Source organism: Clostridium muellerianum, from assembly GCF_012926525.1.
GTDB classification, from domain to species: domain Bacteria; phylum Bacillota; class Clostridia; order Clostridiales; family Clostridiaceae; genus Clostridium_AM; species Clostridium_AM muellerianum.
Genome location: NZ_JABBNI010000014.1, coordinates 212,838 through 231,704 on the forward strand (window position 1 = coordinate 212,838; position 18,867 = coordinate 231,704).

An 18,867-nucleotide genomic window follows, 5' to 3' on the forward strand; every position below is an offset into this window, starting at 1 on the left:
ATCCTCCAACAATAATATTTATTTTTCTATATTATTGTTTGGAAGAAAAAGCTTATTATTCATGTTTTTTTAAATCTTTAATTTTTTTTAACTTTACTTTTTATTTTAGTTAACATAATACTTAATATGTTTATGAAATTCGTCCAATCTCTCATTTTTATAATATTACTACTCTGATTTCTGTCTATAATTAAATAAGATTCAGGTATTATTAAAAATTACCTGAATCTCATTTAAAATATATTTCTTTACATAACAAATCATATTATACTATTAATACTCTCAGCAATATACAAGTATTTATTAATTATAATATATTAAATTTAGCAGTACTTCCTTCAGCACCAGGTATTATTTCAAGCCTTGCATCAATTCTCTCTTTTAGCTCAGGAACATGGGATATGATTCCTACAAGCCTTCCAGTGCTTTGCAAATCTATAAGACACTGCACAGCATTTTCTAATGATTCTGCGTCTAAAGTACCAAATCCTTCATCAATAAACATTGTTTCTAAACTTATACCTCCAGAGTAACATTGAACTATATCTGATAAACCTAATGCTAATGATAAAGAGGCTTTAAAGCCTTCACCACCTGATAATGTTTTTACATGTCTGTATTTTCCCGTATAATTATCATATACTTGAAGTTCAAGTCCACTTTGGGTTAATCCCTTACCTTTTTCTTTAATTCTATCTAATTCATACCTACTCTCAGTCATTCTAGCAAATCTTATATTGGCTGCTTCTATAATACTATCAAAAAAGAAAGCTAATACATATCTTTCAAAGGTCATTCTCTCACTATTATTACCTTTAGCGGCTTCTGCTAAATCTCCAACTATACTATATTGCTTTTCCTTATCTTTAATCTCTTTATTTAGCTCCTTTATACGTAAAAATGCATTATTATTTATTTCTATCTTTGCATGAAGTTCTGTTTTCTGTTTATCTAAAATTTCTCTTTCTCTCTTTACATTTTCATAATCATTTTCAAGTATACTTATATTTAATAAACTTTTTCCTTCTATATCTTTTAATATTTTTATATACCTATCTTTTATAGATCTTAATTGTTCATTAAAATCATTTATATACTTATTTAGTTCCTCTTCTTCCTTTTCACTAAGCTTTGATTCTCTATAATCCTGTAAATCTTTAAAGCCTCTTTTAGATATCCCCTCATTTAATTTATCTTCTGAATACTTTAAAGAAATTTCTCCTTCTTCTAAAGCCTTTATTATTCCTTCTTTCTCTATAATAAGTTTTTCATATTTAAGTTTTAAATTATTAAAATGCTCTTGAGAATCTTTTAAAGATTTCTCCATAGTAGTTTGCTTATATTCCATTTGTGCTATAGTATTTATTAAATCTTTTTCTCTCCTAAACTTTTCAGGTATATCATCAGCTATTTGATTTAATATGCCCTTTTCCCTCTCAACTGCACTTAAACTCAATTGATATTTATTGTTTAATTCTTCAAGACTCTTTTCATTTTTTAATTGCAATTCCCTTTTTTCATTTAAAACTTTTAAAATATTATCCTGTTTATTTTTTTCTTTCTCCAATCTTTGAACTTCTACAGTTAAATTCTTCTTATTTTCTTCAAAAGCTAAAAACTTTTCCTTTATAAAATCAGTTAATCTGTCTTTTTCAAGTGTAATTATATCATCCTGTATTAGTACTTGAAGTTCCTCTTTCAACCTACTTACAATATTATTTTGAGATCTACCATTAACATCTGCTTCTATAAAACTTTCATTACTTTTTTCAAATTTCTTTAAAGCTTCTTCTAAAAAATCCTTTTTTATTTTTAGCTGTGCTTCCGTAGGCACACCTTGTTCAAGTACAGCTAATTTAGTATGATGTATTGAACCACAAACAGGACATGGCATTCCATCTTCTAAGTTTTTTGCTAAAAGTCCCGCTTGACCTTCTCTAAAAAGTCGTTCTAATTCTTTAAAATTAAGTTCTGCTTTTTCTACTACTTTTCTATCTTCTATGGCCTTATTTTTATATTTTACATACTCCCCTCTGATTTTTATAAGCTTCTTATTTTCTAAATCAAGAGTATGAATTTTGTTATATATTCCAGTAACTTTTTCAAGCTGCATACTTAACTTTACATATTTTTCTGAGGATTTTCTAACCAATTCTAATTCATTACTATAATTATCTATATCCTTTTTTACCTTGTCTATATCCTGTTTTTTTGAAAATCTATCTTTTTCTGATAATTTTAATCTCTCTTCTAAAACCTTCAGACGTTCTCTTTTATCTTCAAAATCTCTTACTTTACTTATATATCCCTTTAGAACTGTCACGTCTTCTAAAAGCTTTTTTCTTTCTTCCTCTCTAGAACTTTCAAATTTAAAACTTTCCTCTGCTTTTTTTAAATTTTTTGTTTCTAAATTTATAGCTTCCTTTTTTTCCACAAGTTCTAACCTTTTCATCTGTAACTTTTTAGTCTTTTCAGTGTAATTTTCTTCTATTCCTACTATTTCAATAGCTTTTCTAGCCTTTAAAAGCCTATTCTTTTTTTCTTCTATAGTACTTTCTTTATCTTCTAAAGACTTTTTCTCAGCTTCGATAAAATTTTTTTCTTCGAACTTTTTATTGTTTTCCTTAGCTTCTAAAATTTCTTTCTGCTTTTTCTCTAAAAGCGTTCCCTTTTCATTTATAGATTTTTCAATATGTGTTCTTCTTTCATCATCACTCTCAATATGTTGTTTTAATTCTTCAATAATAGAAAAAACATTTTTATTATCACTTTCTATTAGTTCCATTAAAACTTCGTTATCATCACACTGTACAGTATTTATAATTTCATTTTCCTTATGCTGCAATTCATTAACACTACGCTTAATCTTTCCAGCCATCTCATTAAGTTTTATTTCCACTAATTTATATGCTTCTGTGCCAAAAATTTTTTGAAGTATTTTTTCCCTATCCTTACTTTCAGAAGTTAAAAGCTTCCTAAATTCTCCTTGAGGTATCATCATAATTTGCTTAAATTGATCATAATTTATTCCCATAATTTCATTTATCTGTTCATTCACATTGCTTACCCCTGAGATCACCTTAATATCACCATTGCTTTTAAATATCTTCATTTCAGCATCAGTTTTCTGTTCTGTTAATCCTTCTCCTCTAGCCTTTTTCTTTTCCTGCTTTGGTATTCTTTTTATGTAATAATCTACTCCTCTAAGGTTAAACTCCAATTCTACAGATGTTAAGGTATCAATATCCGCAAATTGACTTCTTAAACTCTCTGAATCTCTATCTTCTCCACTGGCTTCTCCATATATAGCATAACTTATACCATCAAAAATTGTAGTTTTACCCGCTCCTGTTGGTCCTGTTATTAAAAATATATTTCTCCCATTTAGATTAGTAAAATCTATTTCCTGTTTCTTAGCATAAGGACCAAAAGCCGTCATAGTTAATTTTAAAGGTCTCATTTTATTACCTCCCTTCTTTCTTTTCTACGCTTTTTAATACTTTTACTAGAACCTCTTTTTTTTCCTCAGTAAATTCTCTTCCAGTTATGTTTGTATAGAATTCATTAAAAAGTTCTAGCATTGTTTTATTATTATAATCTTCCTGTAAGGAGGTTCTTCCATTTTCCATTTTTCTATTAAAAGAGTTTCTTGTAAGCTTAAGTACATTAGGATAAACTGTTCTAAGTTTACTCATAGGTTCTATAATTTCACATTCATCAGTTAAATCTACATAAATATAATCATTAACATCAGTATCCTTATAAACATCAGGACTTAGCAAATCTTCCATTTTTCCCTTTATAATTCTCATATCTTTATGAGGAATAAGACTTTTAAGCTCTATACTTACTTCTCCATTTTTATCTAAATTTACTATAGTAACAGATTTTTTTTGCTTAAATTCTGAAAAAGAATATTTAAGCAGCGAACCAGAATATCTAACCTTATCACCTCCTACCTTTTGAGCACCATGTAAATGTCCTAATGCAGTATAATTAAAACCATTAAAGTTTTCTATATCTATAAATTCTGTTCCACCTATAGAAAGTGGCCTTTCAGATTCACAAGTATCCCTTTCACCTGCACCTATTACGAAACCATGAGCTATCAAAACATTTCTTTTACTTTCATTCACATTTTCTTTTATAGAACCTATTATGCTTTTCATAGCTTCATTATGGTTATGTATGTCCTCATTTTCCATTACATGCCTTACTTCTGCTGGGTCTGCATAAGGAATTGGGTAAAAATTAACTTCTCCATATTGATCCTTTATAACTATAGGGTTAATATTTTTTCTTAACTTTCCGCAAATGTACAAACCTTTATTTTTTAAAATTTGGCTTGCAAATCCTACTCTATCTCCGCTGTCATGATTACCTGCAATGGCGATTATAGGTGTATTTAAATCAACAAGTATTTTCGTAAAAACTCTATCTAAAAGCTCTACTGCCACAACTGGAGGAACTGATCTATCATACAAATCTCCTGCAATAACTACAACATCTGGTTTTTCCTCTTCAATTAATTTTATAAACTCTTTTAAAATATACTCTTGATCTTCAATCATCTGTATCTGATGTACCATTTTACCTATATGCCAATCACCTGTATGAATTATCTTCATTGAGAACCCTCACCTTCATATGTTATATATAAACGTATATTTTTGTGCAAATACCTTATTAACTCTTTTTACCCCCTAGTGCAAACCCATAGCCAAAAACTTCTAATTACTAGCTATCCGACCTCCAAAACTCTATCTATCCTATTTTAACACTATATACAATAGTTTTAACTGTATAAAAGGCTAAGTTTATTATCTTTTGCAACTAATATTTTATCATGAAAATAATTATAGCCACAAGATAATTTAAAAATATCCTGTAGCTATAGTTTTCTTTATTTTGCCTTTGAAAATTAAGTTATTTACTTTTTTAATATCCTGTATTTAAACAAACTATTTTGTTAATTTGTCTTTTCTAATACATAATAATAAGGTTTTATACCTCCATCTATATAATCTCCATTCTTCCATTCATAGAACATATAAGTTGAACCATTTATTTCTTTAATTACATATTTACTTGCTGTTTTCACATTTTTATTAATAACAATACCTTTTGTCCATGTAAGTTTTAAATCCAAAATTTTTCCGTCCTTACAAAGTTTTGAATCCAAATTTCCATCTTTAGTGAAATTCAAGGCAGTTAAAAACAACTCTGACTGACAGGATTGAATACCAGGTTTAAAATCACTAGTATTTTTCACAAAATCAACGCTTTTCCAATTTCCAATAACCTGTGAGTCATTTACGAAAGAATAGTCAACTTTATCAACTCTTCTATTTCCAACTTCTTCACCATACGTATTAGTTGTTAATGAAGGCACCGAATTTACTTTCTTCATTACATAGTAATAGGGCTTCATCCCTCTCATTGTATAGTCTCCACTCTTCCATTCAAAGAACATATAAGTTGAACCATTTATTTCTTTAATTACATATTTACTTGCAGTTTTTGAGGCTTGGTTCAAAATAATGCCTTTTGTCCATGTAAATGCACTTTTAGATACTTTTCCATCCTGTAAAAAATTTAATTCTTTAACAAATAAATCGTCATTCCAACTTTTACTATCAACTTTAAAATCATTAATGTCCTTTACAAAATCTACACTTTGCCATCTTCCAATTAGCTTAGCATCATTAACAAAAGGATAATCAACTTTATCTTGATGTTTATAAAACTTAGATACTATTTGATTTTTTATTGATGATGCTTTTGCATTACCATCTGTCAGTACAGAACAACCTAATACTAATAATGATGCCATAGCCACTGCAGAAACTTTATGAGATTTTTTATTAAACATTTTTATCATAATAATTCTCCTTTTTATTTTAGATTTACTGCTAACTATTGATGCCATTCCCGGAAGGTTAGTATAAATTGAAATTTTTTCAGCAAGACTAAGAATTGTTAATCCATATTCCTTTGCTTCATCATCATTTATATAAGATAAGGCAAGAGAATCACAGGATATTTCCATGTCTTCACACATTTTACTAAAACCATAATGAATAGCTGGGTTAAACCAGTGTAATATTCCTAGTATTAGCATTATCCAATTCATAACTGTATCTCTTTGCTTTAAATGAGACAATTCATGAATAAATATATAGCTAAGCTTACTCATAGGAACTATTTCATGCATGTTTTTGGGAATTAGTATTATAGGATGTATAACTCCTATAAGTGATGGACTTTTAACTTTTTCTGTTTCAACTAGCTTAATATACCTGATTATTTTCATTTGAGATTTGCAATTTTCCAATATATTTATTACTTCGGTATCACAAAATGCATTCCTTTTTCTAATTTTGTTTTGAAAGTTTATATATATTGATAATTTATATATACTTATTACAAATACTCCAATTATCCATATTAAAGAAAGAAAAAAGCTTATATCTGGATTTAAAGGTGTATTCTTAGTTACATAACTAAGATTTAATAACTGATTTAAGCCGCCTTCGGTATTATGTTCATCATACCTAGCATATGCTGAATTAATTCTTGGTTCAGCACCTATTTGTTTTTCATTTTTAATGCTTTTTTCTACAACGATTATTGGAGGCATTTGCTTTGCCGAAGGTATATAATTAAATATACTAATTGAGCTTGTTGGAAGTTGTGGCAGTACTAATCGTAATACTACAGCAAACCAAATTATATATTGAAACCTTGCTCCAAATCTGTTTTTAATCAATTTCTGTATCGCTAGAACTAAAACTATCAATATGCTTGCACTAACAGATAACTGAACTATCCAATTAAACAAAATATAATTATAGAAGAATAAGCTTACCATTGGTATTACTCCCTCTCATCTAGAATGCGCTTTAATTCTTCAATATCATCCTTTGATAAGTCGTTTTCTTTTATAAAACTTACAAGCATTTTTTTTATTGCTCCATCATATACTCGACTTAAAAAAGATTGATTTGCTTCTTTTATGCATTCAGCCTCTTCTATTAGTGGATAATAAATATATTTTCTACCATCTTCCTTATACCCAAGTACATTTTTTCCAACTAACCTATTAATTAAAGTTTTTACAGTTTTAGGTTTCCATTCTGTATTTTTCTCGATAGCCTCGGTTATTTGTCTTGAAGTACATAACTTATATGCCCACACTATTTTCATAACTTCCCATTCCGCTTCTGATATTTTAGGGCCCTTTTTCATAAAATTCACCTCCGTTGGATTACAATTGTTAACATAACTAAGTATACAACTGTAATCCCTAATTGTCAATAAAATACTTTTCATATCTACAATTGGTAATATAGAATTTGTGCAGTAAATATATATATTTTTTTAACTTTAAAGATTTTAAAAACCGTACTCTTATAATTCATTAAATTTTTAGAAGAGTGCGGTTTTTTTAATTTCTATTATTTTTTTAAATATAAATCATATCTTTAAATTTCTCAAAAGAAGTTGATACAAAGATAAAGTTTCCTTCTATCCACTCTTCTAAAGATTTCGCTTTTAATTGTGATGGTGTAATATCTTCGATGCATAGAGCTTCTTCATGTTCCATATATAATATAGCTGGTTCATCTGTGTTTTCTATATAATCAAAAAGTAATACATCTCCATTTAAATTTGACGCAAAGGGAATAATTCTTTTTGTATCCACTATTCTATCACTAAATGATTTAGTAAAATTTATAAATTCTTCTTCTAATAATCTCTGAAAATTAAAATTAATTATCCCATATCCAGGAATATCCACCTTGTAATCTATAACTTCTGGATAACTTTGTTCAATTTTAAATATCACATCTTTATATGTACTTGAAAATTTTATTTCAAAATATTTTTCAATTTTTTCTATACCTCCAGTTTTACACATTAATTCTGTTTTGCTCATAATTTATTCCTCCATATCTCAAAACTTTTTTAAATTATTTACACATTACTTGATAACTTTTTTAACCTTATGTCTTTTATTAAGTCTAATCATTCCAACTAACACCTTAATTTCAACTAATTAACTTTCAGCCTTGATTTATGTTTTACAAGATATATTTACCTCTTATACTTATACTTCGTATATTTTAGAAAATACTGTATAATATTTTTGTTATACAAACTTTATAACAATATATCTTTGCTTAAAAAAGCACCGTATTAATTTAATAATACGGTGCTTGCGCACAAATTATCCTTTTAGTATTTCATAAGTACTTTTTAAATCCCTTAACAACTTATTCTATCCATAGTAATCATGTTTTCCCCCATGTCTTTCTTAATTTAAATATATTATGTGATTTCTACACATACATCAATATATAAATTGTGCCTGTGATAATATTATAATCTAAATTCTCATATTATTTATTGTCTTTACTGCTAAAATATTGTAAAAGATGCTTTTAAAAGTATAAAAGTTAAACTTATAATATTTATTACTAGATCAATTTATTTCATATCCATCTTTAGTTTTTTTCTGATAAAGACCTATCCAGTTAGGTATTTCTCCTTTATTTTTTAACAATTCTATAGCCACATCACCTACTACCGCTAAATCTTCTGCATTAAAATAATACTGTATATTTCCATCAAAGAGTATGTTTGCCGAAGCTTCCAGTTCATCATCACCCTGCCATATAACAAATGTTATATATACATTATTTATAAATTCAAACCTGCAGGCTGCATCTCCCTTTTTTATTAAAGTGCCTTCTACACACAAAGTTACTTCTTCTAATGCCTTTAAATCATTACCAAAAATCTTAGCTAATTTTAATATGGTTCTATTATAAAAATTCCTATAATAAACCAATCCACCTGGTATTTCTTTATAGGTTATATCCTTATTAAACACAGGTACATTCTTTGAGTTTACAAGATACCTTAAGACTATGGTTTTTATAGTATATGCACTTATTTCTTTCTGAGTTTTTAAGTCATACATGTTTCCTTGCGGATGTTTTATGTTATACTCTTTTCCCATAATTTTTATTTTAAAATAATGGTTTTCTTCATCATAATAAATTCCTGATTGCTGAGATATTTGAACTGGATCTTCCTTGGCAAACATATTTTGTATGTATTCATAAGGAACTCTCCCCTGCCTGTCATCATTTAATTCAATATCATTCATATATTATCTTTAGAGAATGTAAATATATTAGCTATACAAATTCTCTAAAAGTTCACCCCCTTTTTATTAAATTTTCACTTAAAACATACCATATATATTTTTAGCTTCTGTTCAACATGGACGCATCTTTTAATCCTTAATTAGTCACTTTATTTGATGTCTTAACACACTTTTCCTGAAACCAATGAATATAACTTACTTATTTAATTCTATTATATTACAATTTTAATTCTATTTAATTATAACATTTGTATTAGTTATTTAAAATATCATTTTTAATAGTAAATGTAACATAAAGTTTTAGTGATACATAGTATATACAATGAGAATTTATATAGGAGTTGGGACCTAGAAATGAAAAATTTTCAACCTTTTCATGGAATTATTACCATGATCGATGATTTTTGGATAAATACAAGTGGAGAAAATTTAGGATGCTATAAATTAATGTCTGTAGAAAACAAATTTGGAACCTTAGTAAACTTCGTAGTAACACCCTCTACTTACTTTGTAAACAATGTAACAGTATCAGTAGGAGATATGGTTACTGGTTTTTATGATGCAAATGCAGCCACTCCTCTCATTTTCCCACCACAATTTAGAGCAATTGTTATGGCAAAAGATTCTCAATATCAAAACGTAAAAGTAGACTATTTTAACAGTCAATTAGTAAGCAGCGATAATAAATTAAGATTAAATATTACACCCTATACTCGAATAGTACTAGAAAACAATCAACTCTTCGCTAGAAATCCTGCAAATCGGAACTTAATTGTTATCTACGGCGCTTCCACAATGAGTATACCAGCCCAAACCACGCCATATAAGATTATCGTTATGTGTTAAATAAGATTTTATAAACAGACTAGTTAAATTTTCATGGCATATTCACAAAATAACTAGTCAGCATGTTAGTATATTTTGCGTCAGCAGAACCCTTTGATAGATCAACTATCAGCGGAACCTGCTTCCTTGTTAATCGCAAAATATACTAACATCTTTGACTTGTTATTTTCTTTCATATACCTAAAATAAATTTTTAACTAGTCCATTTAAAATGTTCATAATAATTTATTGATATAATCTATTCTTAGCACCTAACTTTTTTTCAAAGCATATAAACATTAATATGGCATCAATTCCCCATTGTATAACAGTAACCCACCATACATAAATTACAGAGAGTTTTAAAAAATGTATAAAATAAAAAATCAAAGGTAATCTTATAATCCAGCTAGTAGCTAAGGAAATTACAAGAGGAGTTTTAGCATCACCAGCACCTTTTAACGCACTAGCAAAAACTGTAGATATAGCTATAGATGGTTGTTCAAAAGCTCCTATAAAAAGACATAAGGATGCTAAATATATAATTCTTTTTTCTCCTTCATCTATAAATAAGTTTACTAATATTCCTGGCATTACTAAAAATACTATTGAAAAAAAGCCCATCATCAATACCGCACCTAATGCACATGCATATGTATACTCTCTTGCTTTTTTATAATTTTTTTCTCCTACCTTAATTCCTACCAGCGTAGTTGCAGCCATTCCAAATCCCATCCCCGGCATAAAAGAAATAGATTCAATAGTATTAGCAATTTGGTTAGATGCAAAAGCAATATTTCCTGAATGCATAATAATAAATGTGCAAAGCAACTTACTTAATCCAAAAGCAGCATCCTCCATAGAAGATGGTATAGAAAGAAGTAAAATATTTTTCACTTTTGATATTTTTAAGTAAAAAATATATTTAAATCTTATTTTTACATAAGATTTTTTTAAAAAATAAATTAATGCAGCAATAAAACCAACTCCTTGAGAACCTACAGAAGCTATTGCTAAGCCTATGATACCCAACTCTGGAACTATTATGCCAAATATTAATATTACATCTAATAGCAACTTAACTACAGTAATAAAAACTGCTATTAAAAATGGGGCATAAGTATTTCCATATCCTCTTAATATTGAATTTATAACATTTGTCATCATATTAAAAAATACAGCTACCACAGCTATCTTCGTAAAATTATTACTCACATTCAATACATTTCCTTTAGCCCCAGCCCAAAATAATATATTTCTACTAAATTTAAATAGTATACAACATATAAAAATTGAAAATATAAATCCTAAAAGAAAACCTATAGATGCATATTCATCAGCTGAAGATTTTTTCTGTGCACCTATACTTCTAGATACGAAAGAAGTTATTCCTATTGAAATACCTACTACTATAAAAATATTTACACAAGTATTTAATATTTCACTGCTTATTCCTACAGCATTTACCGCAGTACTTCCACCATAATTACCAATCATCATAATATCAAATATAGACATAAGGGTATAACAAATACTTTCACCCACTGCTGGAAGTGATATATCTAAAACCTCTTTTATAGTACTTTTGTTTAACATTTTTAACCACCTTTTTATTAATTTTAGATTTAGTTTCATATTTCTAAATATATTAATAACTTAATGTTTTTAATATGAAATTTGCTTAAAATTATATATTTATTGCAACATTCTTTATATTAACTATGAAAAAAATAATTATAATAATTATTAAACCAATAATTAATTAGTAAAGGAGGTATTTACTTTAGTATGCATTTTAAAAGAATAAAGAAAAATGTTCCTATAAACACATAAGAAAGGTATAATAGACTAAAAGCTGTAGAATATGCAGATAAATATTTCATTGCCGCTTTGGGTAATAGAAACATTTTTAAATACAATAAAAAAATATGTGGATTTTACTGTTATAGGTGAAGATTGTACAAATTTTGCATATCAAGTAATTGCTGATAAGAAATCTGGTAGATTAAAATTTGATGGAACTTGGTATTGTTCCTATGCTAGATATGGTAATATTAGTGAAAGTAGTGCTTGGATAAATGCAGATAGTTTTAAATCACATTTAATATATAGTGGTAAAGGACGTTTAATAAAGAGAGGGTGTTTTGAAGATTTGATAACTCCCCAAAATGATTCTTTAGATCCTGCTTAGAAACTTTACTTAGGTGATTTGATTTATTATGAAAAAAAAGCAATATGGATCATTTTGCCGTTATAACTAGTTTTGATTCCAAAGGTTATCCTTTAGTAAATCCCCATATTACAGACAGATATCATTTTTCATGGAATTTGGGATTGGGAAACAAAAACATTTTTCTCATCTAATTCATATAAGGTAAATATCTTTTGATACTTTTCTCATTAGCAAATTACCTAGAAATATTTTTAGTGGAGAGCAAATAGCTTTTTCTATTCATTATTAACTCTCCACTTTTAAATTACTTATATTTATTTTAATTAAAATATTTATTTTTATTAGGTTTTTTAGGATAATATATACTATTATACCGCACTCATCCATTATAAGACTTATTTAATTATATCCTTATTTATAAAAAAAATATTTTTTCCATTGGTAAAAATGCAGCACCAAATATAGAAGCATTTTCTCCTAAACTTGAAAACATCACATTGCATTGATTCTTATCATAAAAGCTATTGCTCTCAAATACTTTTTTTATTAAATCTTCTTCTATGAAACTCTTATATGGAAATATTTCTCCTCCTATAAGTATATCTTTAGGATCTAAAGTCAAGATTATATTTTTAATCCCTTCTGCTAAAAAGTCAACATATGTATCAAGTATGGCCTTTGCCTTTTGATTAGTTTGAGTCATCTTTAAAAAATAACTTAAGTTATTTTTATCATCATTAAAAATATTCCTATATTCATCAAGCAAAGCTTTTTTAGAAGCATATAGTTCCCAACATCCCATTTTACCACAGTTGCACTTTCTACCATTTTTAACAATAGTCATATGTCCAAATTCACCTGCACGCTTATTAAAGCCTTTATAAACACTATCGCCAATAACTATCCCTGTTCCAACTCCTTCTGTAATAGATATAAAAATCAAACTATTTTTTGTATCACTGAAATTTATAAAAGCTTCTGCATACGCTGAAGCATTTGCTTCGTTCTCTATGAAAACTGGAAATTTAAAAAAACATTCAAACTCCTTAAAAAATATATTTCTAATTCCTAAATTTGTCATATTTTTCAAAAACAACCTTTTTTCATCTACTACGCCAGGTAATGAAAATCCTATTCCTAGTATTTTATCTAAAGGAATATTGAGATTATTTATAATTTTTTCTACACAATTTCTAACTTTAATAATTATATCTTTAAAGTCACATAAATTTTCAGGCATATGAAAATTTGTTTCATGTATTACATTAAAATTTAAATTTGCCAAAATAATTCTAACTCTATCCTTTGTGATACACACTCCAAAAGAATATCTACAATCTGGAATAAATTTAATAATTGTAGGTTTTCTACCGCCTGTGGATTCTGCAACACCAGCTTCTTGTAAAAATCCTTGTTCTATTAAATCATTACTATTACTTATAACAGTCGGAATACTTATATCAAGTTTTTGCGATATATCCTGCTTTGTAAGTTTATTGTTTCTGTATAATAGATTTAATATCTTTTTTTGATTTAATCTTCTTATTGTTTCTTGATCTATTGATTTTAACCTTTTCATATTAGTACCACCATTCAAAATTAAATTTATTAATACTATTTTAGTTGATCTGGTTGATCTAGCTGATGTATCATATTTAATCATCGCTTGTTTTAACTTAAATTTAGTATACCATCTATGCAAAAGTTTCTCAAGTGGCTTTATAAAGTTCTAGTATTAAGTAAAAGTAACTATCATTTTTAACGAATACTGATCTGTACTATCAAAAGATTATTTATTTAATAGTTTAAATCTTTTCTATAAGATCTTTATATACTAAGTGTTGCAATTCATAATCTCAACTAAAATCTTATATCTATTTTACTTATAATATTCCATAAATTCAATATTGGTGGTACACTAAATATATCTACTCTTTACCTAATGTCAAAAATTTTGAATATATATGTGAACCTTTAAGAAGATACATTAGATTATATTAGAGTAAAATAATAAAATTAAATGAGGATTAAAAAAATGGAAAAAATACTATTAATAACTGACAGTGCATCTGATATAAACAAAGATTTTATTAAAAAAAATAATATAAAACTTTTACCCTTTAAGATAACATTTAAAGATATGGAATACGAAGACGGAATTGATATAAATTCTAAAATGTTGTATGAAATGCTACCAAACGAAATACCCAAAACATCACTTCCAAGTATTGATAGGTTAAGTGATATATTAGAAAAAGGAATCAAAGAAGGCTATACTCATGCTATTATAGTAACTATATCCAATCAATTTTCAGGCACCTATAATTCAGTAAGATTATTTTGTGATAACTTCCAAGGTTTAAAAATTCATGTATTTGATTCTTTATCTTTAACTATGGCAGAGGGTGCTATAATAACCGAATCGGTAGAGCTTATAAAAGCTGGTAAATCCTTTGAACAAATAGTAAATGTTTTACCTAAAATTAGAGATAATACAGAAGTTTTTTTCACAATAGATACATTGGAATATTTAAAGAAAGGTGGACGAATAGGTAAAGTTGCAGGAACTGTCGGAGAAATACTTAATCTTAAACCTATAATAACTATAGATAAAAAAGGAGCTTTTCAAGCAATTTTTAAAGTAAGAGGAGTTAAACAATCAATATCAAAATTAACAAGTATAGCTAAAAGCAAGTTGGAAATGAGTAAATGTAAGGTATGGATATTAAGTGGAGATGCAAAAGAAAAAGCTCTTACATTATATGAATCAATAAGACATTTACCTAACTTAATTGAATGCAAAATAGAAGGAGAAATCTGTCCAGCATTAGGAATTAATACTGGTAAAGGTCTTGTAGGTTTCGTTGTAGAAACAATAGATTAAACTTTAATATACCAAAGCATTAACCGTTATGTTATGGTATTAAGGTCTATTGAAAAAATAATTGGTCAATATGTTATTTTCTTTCATATGCCTAATTTAAATCTCTATTTTACCTAATGTGAAAATGCCTTGAAGGCTTCTATTTGGAAGCTTTCAAGGCACTTTTAAAATATGACTAACTTAATATTTATTATAAGTTGTCTTGAAGTATTATCAATAAAAAATAGATAATTTAAGTTTTTTATTTTTTCCAATGCAGTAAAACACATTTATGTTTTACTTAATATTGATACTATTTGTTTTAGTAATTCCATTTTGAAAACTACATTCTTTAAAAAGTACATTTTTACAACAATCAAGCTTTGCTTCATAGAAATTACAATTTATAAATTGTAAATTGCTGAGATATGAAACATCCTTTCCAAAATTTGAGCCGTTTAAGTCTAAAATATATTTAGGATTGCCTTTAGGTGCGTTAACATTTTCAAATTTGAAATCAGAAATATCAGGAAGTTTAACACCTGGAGTTGCACTTTTCTGCTTATCATAGTTGGTAATAACAGAAATTCTATTACAAATTGAATCTCTTAATTGAAGATTATGAATATATCCTCCTCTGGATGGACTAACTTTTACACGGATTCCATTATTCACATTTCCATTCTTAAGATCAAAAGGAATAATAGTACAATCTTCCGCAAAAACATTACTTATTCCTCCAGACATTTCACTGCCTAATGTAATACCTCCATGACCAAAATTAAACACACATCCACGATAGTATATATTCTTAGATGGTCTACCAATTTTACGTCCTTCAGCATCCTTACCAGATTTAATTGCGGAACAGTCATCACCTGTTGAAAAAGTATTTTTAAGCAAATATACATCATTTGAAGAATTTGGATCAAAACCATCGCCATTATGCACACTTGTATTGATATCAAGATTATAAGATGTAACATTTTTACTGTATACTGGAACTACAGTCCACATCATGCCGTTTCTAATATGAATTCCATCAAGGTAAACATTTGAACAATTTTTCAAGCTAATTAGACTACCTCCACCATAATGAGATGCCTTGTTATGTTGTGTATCAGCACAAAATGCATCATAAGCTTTTCGAAGTTCTAAACCATTATTCTCATCACCAATTGTCCCTTCACCCATAATTTTAATATTATAAGTTGTAGTTCCTTTCTTACTATCCATTGTTCCAACATTTAATAAGCTTGAAAATGCTGGATTTCCTAGTGTAGGACTATTAGGATCATAAATATCTTCAATATCATGTCTTGCAGAAGTCCAAGGATAATCTTTTAATTCTGTACTTGGTATGAGTTGTGAATTTTGAGCTACATAAAATGTCATATCATCATGCAAATACAATGCACCACTTAGATATTTTCCTTCAGGCAAAAGAACAGTCTCTCCCTTTTTACAGTCGTTAATTGCTTTTTGAATTGCTTCAGTATCTTTGGCTATGCCATTACCAACAGCCCCATAATTTTTCACATTTAGAACCTTTTCTGTATTTTTTGTCTTTATTGCAACTTCATTACTGCTTTTAGATTCAAAGCCATTGGTATCGTGAGCTTTTACACTGAACTTATATTTTTTATTTTCCTCTAAACCCTGTATCTTATAATAAGTCTTGTCTGTTTCGCCTATCTTTTTACCATCATTATCATAAATAATATAGCCTGTTATTGTAGAATATTGAGCTGGCTTTTCCCAAACTAATACGACTGATTTATCTGTTATTGAAGCTGGAGCTTTACGTAATTTAGTTGGATTATAAATTTTTTCACCAGCTCCCTTAAATTTTTCCCAAATAAGTGTTGCTTTTTCATAGGTAATTGACTGAGAAATTGCTTGCGGATTCTTAGGTATAGGAATGTCTGCTGCATATACTTTACATTGCTCAAGTAAACCAATCACTGTAGCTATAAAAAACATAAGAAAAAGCATCGGTAATTTTCTATTTTTCCAAACTTGTTTCATATAAATTGTACCTCCTAATTGTTAATACAAATAATATTTAATAAATTATATAAACATATAACAGGAAACAACAATCCTAAAATACAGTTATCTAATTATGCATAAGTAAGATTAAGACATATTCAAGATAATAACTAAGAAGTCAGCTAGTATATTTTTCATTATATTGTATCAGCAAAACCTAACTTCTTATCAAATGCAAAATATATTAATATCTCTCATATGCCTTAATATTTTATTTTTACTTGGGTTGGTAATTAAAATAATCAAAGTCAGCAAAACAGTCATTTTTCTTCTCTAAATTATTAACTGTTAATCCTACAAAATTTCCTGTAAATCCTCCTGACAAAAAGCTAATATCTTCTTTAGCTAAAAATTCTTGTTTCCCTTTATCTTCTATGCTAAATCGTGCGTTAATTCCATTTACTTCAACATGTAGTTTTACTTTATTGCCACTTACTGGTACTTGAACAGGTAATATGATGAATTCATCTTTTACCGATTTCATTACTTGTGCAATAATTCCTTTTTCTTCATCATAGGAAATGTATAAGTAAATGTAATTCATTATATCCAGGTACAATATCATTCCTGCAAATTGTAAGTAGTTGACTGGATTAAAAGTAATTGAAGTTTCAGCACTAAAATTTATATTTCTTTGCCGTATTGCAATAATATGCTGATCAAAAGTACTTTGAGGTGATTCAGCACCAAACATACGAAGTATAGATTTATTTGTCTCTATTTTCATCCAACTATCATTTGGAAATAGTCGTAAAGTACTCCATTCGTTTTTAAGCTCTTTTTTATCAAAATCATCAAAAAAACTATTGTTTTTCTTATTTATAACTCCATTGAACCCTTTTGGAATTTCAACATCTAAAGCAGGTGAATGACCACCATGACTAAGTCTTAGCCAACCATCTTCTGACCAAATAACCTTTTGCAGTGCGGTTTCCCTTCCTAGAATAGGATATTTTCCCGAAACAGGTCTTGTACATAGATGTGCTAAATACCATTCATGCTCATCTGTTTCTACTAAACTTGCATGACCTGAACACTGAAGAGGTAATTCAGAATTATCTCTAGAAGTTAGCATAGGATTTTTGGGATCTACTTCATATGGTCCAGTAATACATTTTGATCGTGCAACCGTAACCATGTGCCCTTCTTCTGTTCCACCTTCAGCAGTTAATAAATAATAGTAATCCCCATGCTTATAAATCTGTGGTGCCTCTGTTTTTTGATACTTTGTTCCATTAAAAATCTTATATACCTTTCCAATCAATTCTTTTTTTTCATCATCAAATTCTTGAAGAACAATTCCACAAGATCTGTTATGAGTTGCTAAACGGTAATCCCATATTTCATTTACTAACCATTTTTTTTCATTAGTATCGTGGAATAAAGCTGGATCAAACCCAGAACTATTTAAATAAAGCGGTTTGCTCCAAGGACCTTTAATATCTTTAGCAGTTATTAGATAGTTATTTACATCTTTAAATGGTACTTTTGTAGTTTTTACATCAGTATATACTAAATAAAAAGTGTCGTCTGAATAACTTAAATGAGGTGCCCAAATGCTGCATCCTTTTGGGTTGCCCTGTAAATTAACTAAATTCTCATTTGTTAATACTGAAGTGTAGTAATCCCAATTAACTAAATCATATGATTCGTAAATTCTTATTCCTGGCAGCCATTCAAAGGTAGAAACTGCAATATAGTACTTTTCATTAACTTTTACTATACAAGGATCTGGATTAAACCCTTCAAGTATTGGATTGTGAATAAATTGCATTAATA

At 27.9% G+C, this 18,867-nt stretch carries 14 protein-coding genes; 4 read left to right on the forward strand and 10 right to left on the reverse strand.

What is annotated here, in order from left to right; translation table 11 throughout:
- Positions 1-307: 307 nt before the first annotated feature.
- The 6 genes from HBE96_RS08350 to HBE96_RS08375 form a co-directional block, all read right to left on the reverse strand.
- Positions 308-3,460: an AAA family ATPase gene (locus HBE96_RS08350; protein WP_169297305.1), complete on the reverse strand. Its 3,153-nt coding sequence runs from the start codon at positions 3,458-3,460 to the stop codon at positions 308-310.
- A gap of 4 nt (positions 3,461-3,464) precedes the next feature.
- On the reverse strand, positions 3,465-4,628 hold the full coding sequence (locus tag HBE96_RS08355) for an exonuclease SbcCD subunit D (protein WP_169297306.1): 1,164 nt from the start codon (positions 4,626-4,628) through the stop codon (positions 3,465-3,467).
- 341 nt (positions 4,629-4,969) lie between these two features.
- Entirely contained in the window at positions 4,970-6,871 is a 1,902-nt protein-coding gene (locus tag HBE96_RS08360; protein WP_169297307.1) for a M56 family metallopeptidase, read from the reverse strand.
- Positions 6,872-6,876: 5 nt separating this feature from the next.
- Positions 6,877-7,248: a BlaI/MecI/CopY family transcriptional regulator gene (locus HBE96_RS08365; RefSeq protein ID WP_169297308.1), complete on the reverse strand. Its 372-nt coding sequence runs from the start codon at positions 7,246-7,248 to the stop codon at positions 6,877-6,879.
- 217 nt (positions 7,249-7,465) lie between these two features.
- Positions 7,466-7,939, reverse strand: a complete 474-nt coding sequence (locus HBE96_RS08370) for an SMI1/KNR4 family protein (protein ID WP_169297309.1) — start codon at positions 7,937-7,939, stop codon at positions 7,466-7,468.
- A gap of 546 nt (positions 7,940-8,485) precedes the next feature.
- Entirely contained in the window at positions 8,486-9,175 is a 690-nt protein-coding gene (locus HBE96_RS08375; protein ID WP_169297310.1) for a DUF3786 domain-containing protein, read from the reverse strand.
- A 354-nt stretch (positions 9,176-9,529) separates the two neighbouring features.
- Between HBE96_RS08375 and HBE96_RS08380 the strand changes: the two genes are divergently transcribed.
- Positions 9,530-10,021, forward strand: a complete 492-nt coding sequence (locus HBE96_RS08380; RefSeq protein WP_169297311.1) for a hypothetical protein — start codon at positions 9,530-9,532, stop codon at positions 10,019-10,021.
- Between the two features lie 225 nt (positions 10,022-10,246).
- On the opposite strand, the gene HBE96_RS08385 is transcribed toward HBE96_RS08380, so the two are convergent.
- Positions 10,247-11,596 carry an MATE family efflux transporter gene (locus HBE96_RS08385; protein ID WP_169297312.1) on the reverse strand — a complete coding sequence of 450 codons (1,350 nt, stop codon included), beginning with the start codon at positions 11,594-11,596 and terminating at the stop codon, positions 10,247-10,249.
- Positions 11,597-11,864: 268 nt separating this feature from the next.
- Between HBE96_RS08385 and HBE96_RS08390 the strand changes: the two genes are divergently transcribed.
- Both HBE96_RS08390 and HBE96_RS26950 read left to right on the forward strand, forming a co-directional pair.
- Positions 11,865-12,191: an amidase domain-containing protein gene (locus HBE96_RS08390; RefSeq protein ID WP_169297313.1), complete on the forward strand. Its 327-nt coding sequence runs from the start codon at positions 11,865-11,867 to the stop codon at positions 12,189-12,191.
- A gap of 44 nt (positions 12,192-12,235) precedes the next feature.
- Positions 12,236-12,364, forward strand: a complete 129-nt coding sequence (locus HBE96_RS26950) for an amidase domain-containing protein (protein ID WP_169297314.1) — start codon at positions 12,236-12,238, stop codon at positions 12,362-12,364.
- Between the two features lie 224 nt (positions 12,365-12,588).
- Here the strand turns inward: HBE96_RS26950 and HBE96_RS08400 are convergent, their stop codons facing one another.
- Positions 12,589-13,836 carry an ROK family transcriptional regulator gene (locus HBE96_RS08400; RefSeq protein ID WP_243186867.1) on the reverse strand — a complete coding sequence of 416 codons (1,248 nt, stop codon included), beginning with the start codon at positions 13,834-13,836 and terminating at the stop codon, positions 12,589-12,591.
- A gap of 372 nt (positions 13,837-14,208) precedes the next feature.
- Between HBE96_RS08400 and HBE96_RS08405 the strand changes: the two genes are divergently transcribed.
- Positions 14,209-15,057 carry a DegV family protein gene (locus HBE96_RS08405; protein WP_169297315.1) on the forward strand — a complete coding sequence of 283 codons (849 nt, stop codon included), beginning with the start codon at positions 14,209-14,211 and terminating at the stop codon, positions 15,055-15,057.
- Between the two features lie 276 nt (positions 15,058-15,333).
- Here the strand turns inward: HBE96_RS08405 and HBE96_RS08410 are convergent, their stop codons facing one another.
- Positions 15,334-17,064 carry a glycoside hydrolase family 28 protein gene (locus tag HBE96_RS08410; RefSeq protein WP_169297316.1) on the reverse strand — a complete coding sequence of 577 codons (1,731 nt, stop codon included), beginning with the start codon at positions 17,062-17,064 and terminating at the stop codon, positions 15,334-15,336.
- 241 nt (positions 17,065-17,305) lie between these two features.
- Entirely contained in the window at positions 17,306-18,862 is a 1,557-nt protein-coding gene (locus HBE96_RS08415; RefSeq protein WP_169297317.1) for a glycoside hydrolase family 43 protein, read from the reverse strand.
- Positions 18,863-18,867 lie beyond the last annotated feature (5 nt).

What these genes read in the sequence shown, in the direction of transcription:
- HBE96_RS08350 (WP_169297305.1), bottom strand. Translation starts at nt 3,460, where the DNA reads ATGAGACCTTTAAAATTAACTATGACGGCTTTTGGTCCTTATGCTAAG.
- HBE96_RS08355 (WP_169297306.1), bottom strand. Translation starts at nt 4,628, where the DNA reads ATGAAGATAATTCATACAGGTGATTGGCATATAGGTAAAATGGTACAT.
- HBE96_RS08360 (WP_169297307.1), bottom strand. Translation starts at nt 6,871, where the DNA reads ATGGTAAGCTTATTCTTCTATAATTATATTTTGTTTAATTGGATAGTT.
- HBE96_RS08365 (WP_169297308.1), bottom strand. Translation starts at nt 7,248, where the DNA reads ATGAAAAAGGGCCCTAAAATATCAGAAGCGGAATGGGAAGTTATGAAA.
- HBE96_RS08370 (WP_169297309.1), bottom strand. Translation starts at nt 7,939, where the DNA reads ATGAGCAAAACAGAATTAATGTGTAAAACTGGAGGTATAGAAAAAATT.
- HBE96_RS08375 (WP_169297310.1), bottom strand. Translation starts at nt 9,175, where the DNA reads ATGAATGATATTGAATTAAATGATGACAGGCAGGGGAGAGTTCCTTAT.
- HBE96_RS08380 (WP_169297311.1), top strand. Translation starts at nt 9,530, where the DNA reads ATGAAAAATTTTCAACCTTTTCATGGAATTATTACCATGATCGATGAT.
- HBE96_RS08385 (WP_169297312.1), bottom strand. Translation starts at nt 11,596, where the DNA reads ATGTTAAACAAAAGTACTATAAAAGAGGTTTTAGATATATCACTTCCA.
- HBE96_RS08390 (WP_169297313.1), top strand. Translation starts at nt 11,865, where the DNA reads ATGCAGATAAATATTTCATTGCCGCTTTGGGTAATAGAAACATTTTTA.
- HBE96_RS26950 (WP_169297314.1), top strand. Translation starts at nt 12,236, where the DNA reads ATGGATCATTTTGCCGTTATAACTAGTTTTGATTCCAAAGGTTATCCT.
- HBE96_RS08400 (WP_243186867.1), bottom strand. Translation starts at nt 13,836, where the DNA reads ATGATTAAATATGATACATCAGCTAGATCAACCAGATCAACTAAAATA.
- HBE96_RS08405 (WP_169297315.1), top strand. Translation starts at nt 14,209, where the DNA reads ATGGAAAAAATACTATTAATAACTGACAGTGCATCTGATATAAACAAA.
- HBE96_RS08410 (WP_169297316.1), bottom strand. Translation starts at nt 17,064, where the DNA reads ATGAAACAAGTTTGGAAAAATAGAAAATTACCGATGCTTTTTCTTATG.
- HBE96_RS08415 (WP_169297317.1), bottom strand. Translation starts at nt 18,862, where the DNA reads ATGCAATTTATTCACAATCCAATACTTGAAGGGTTTAATCCAGATCCT.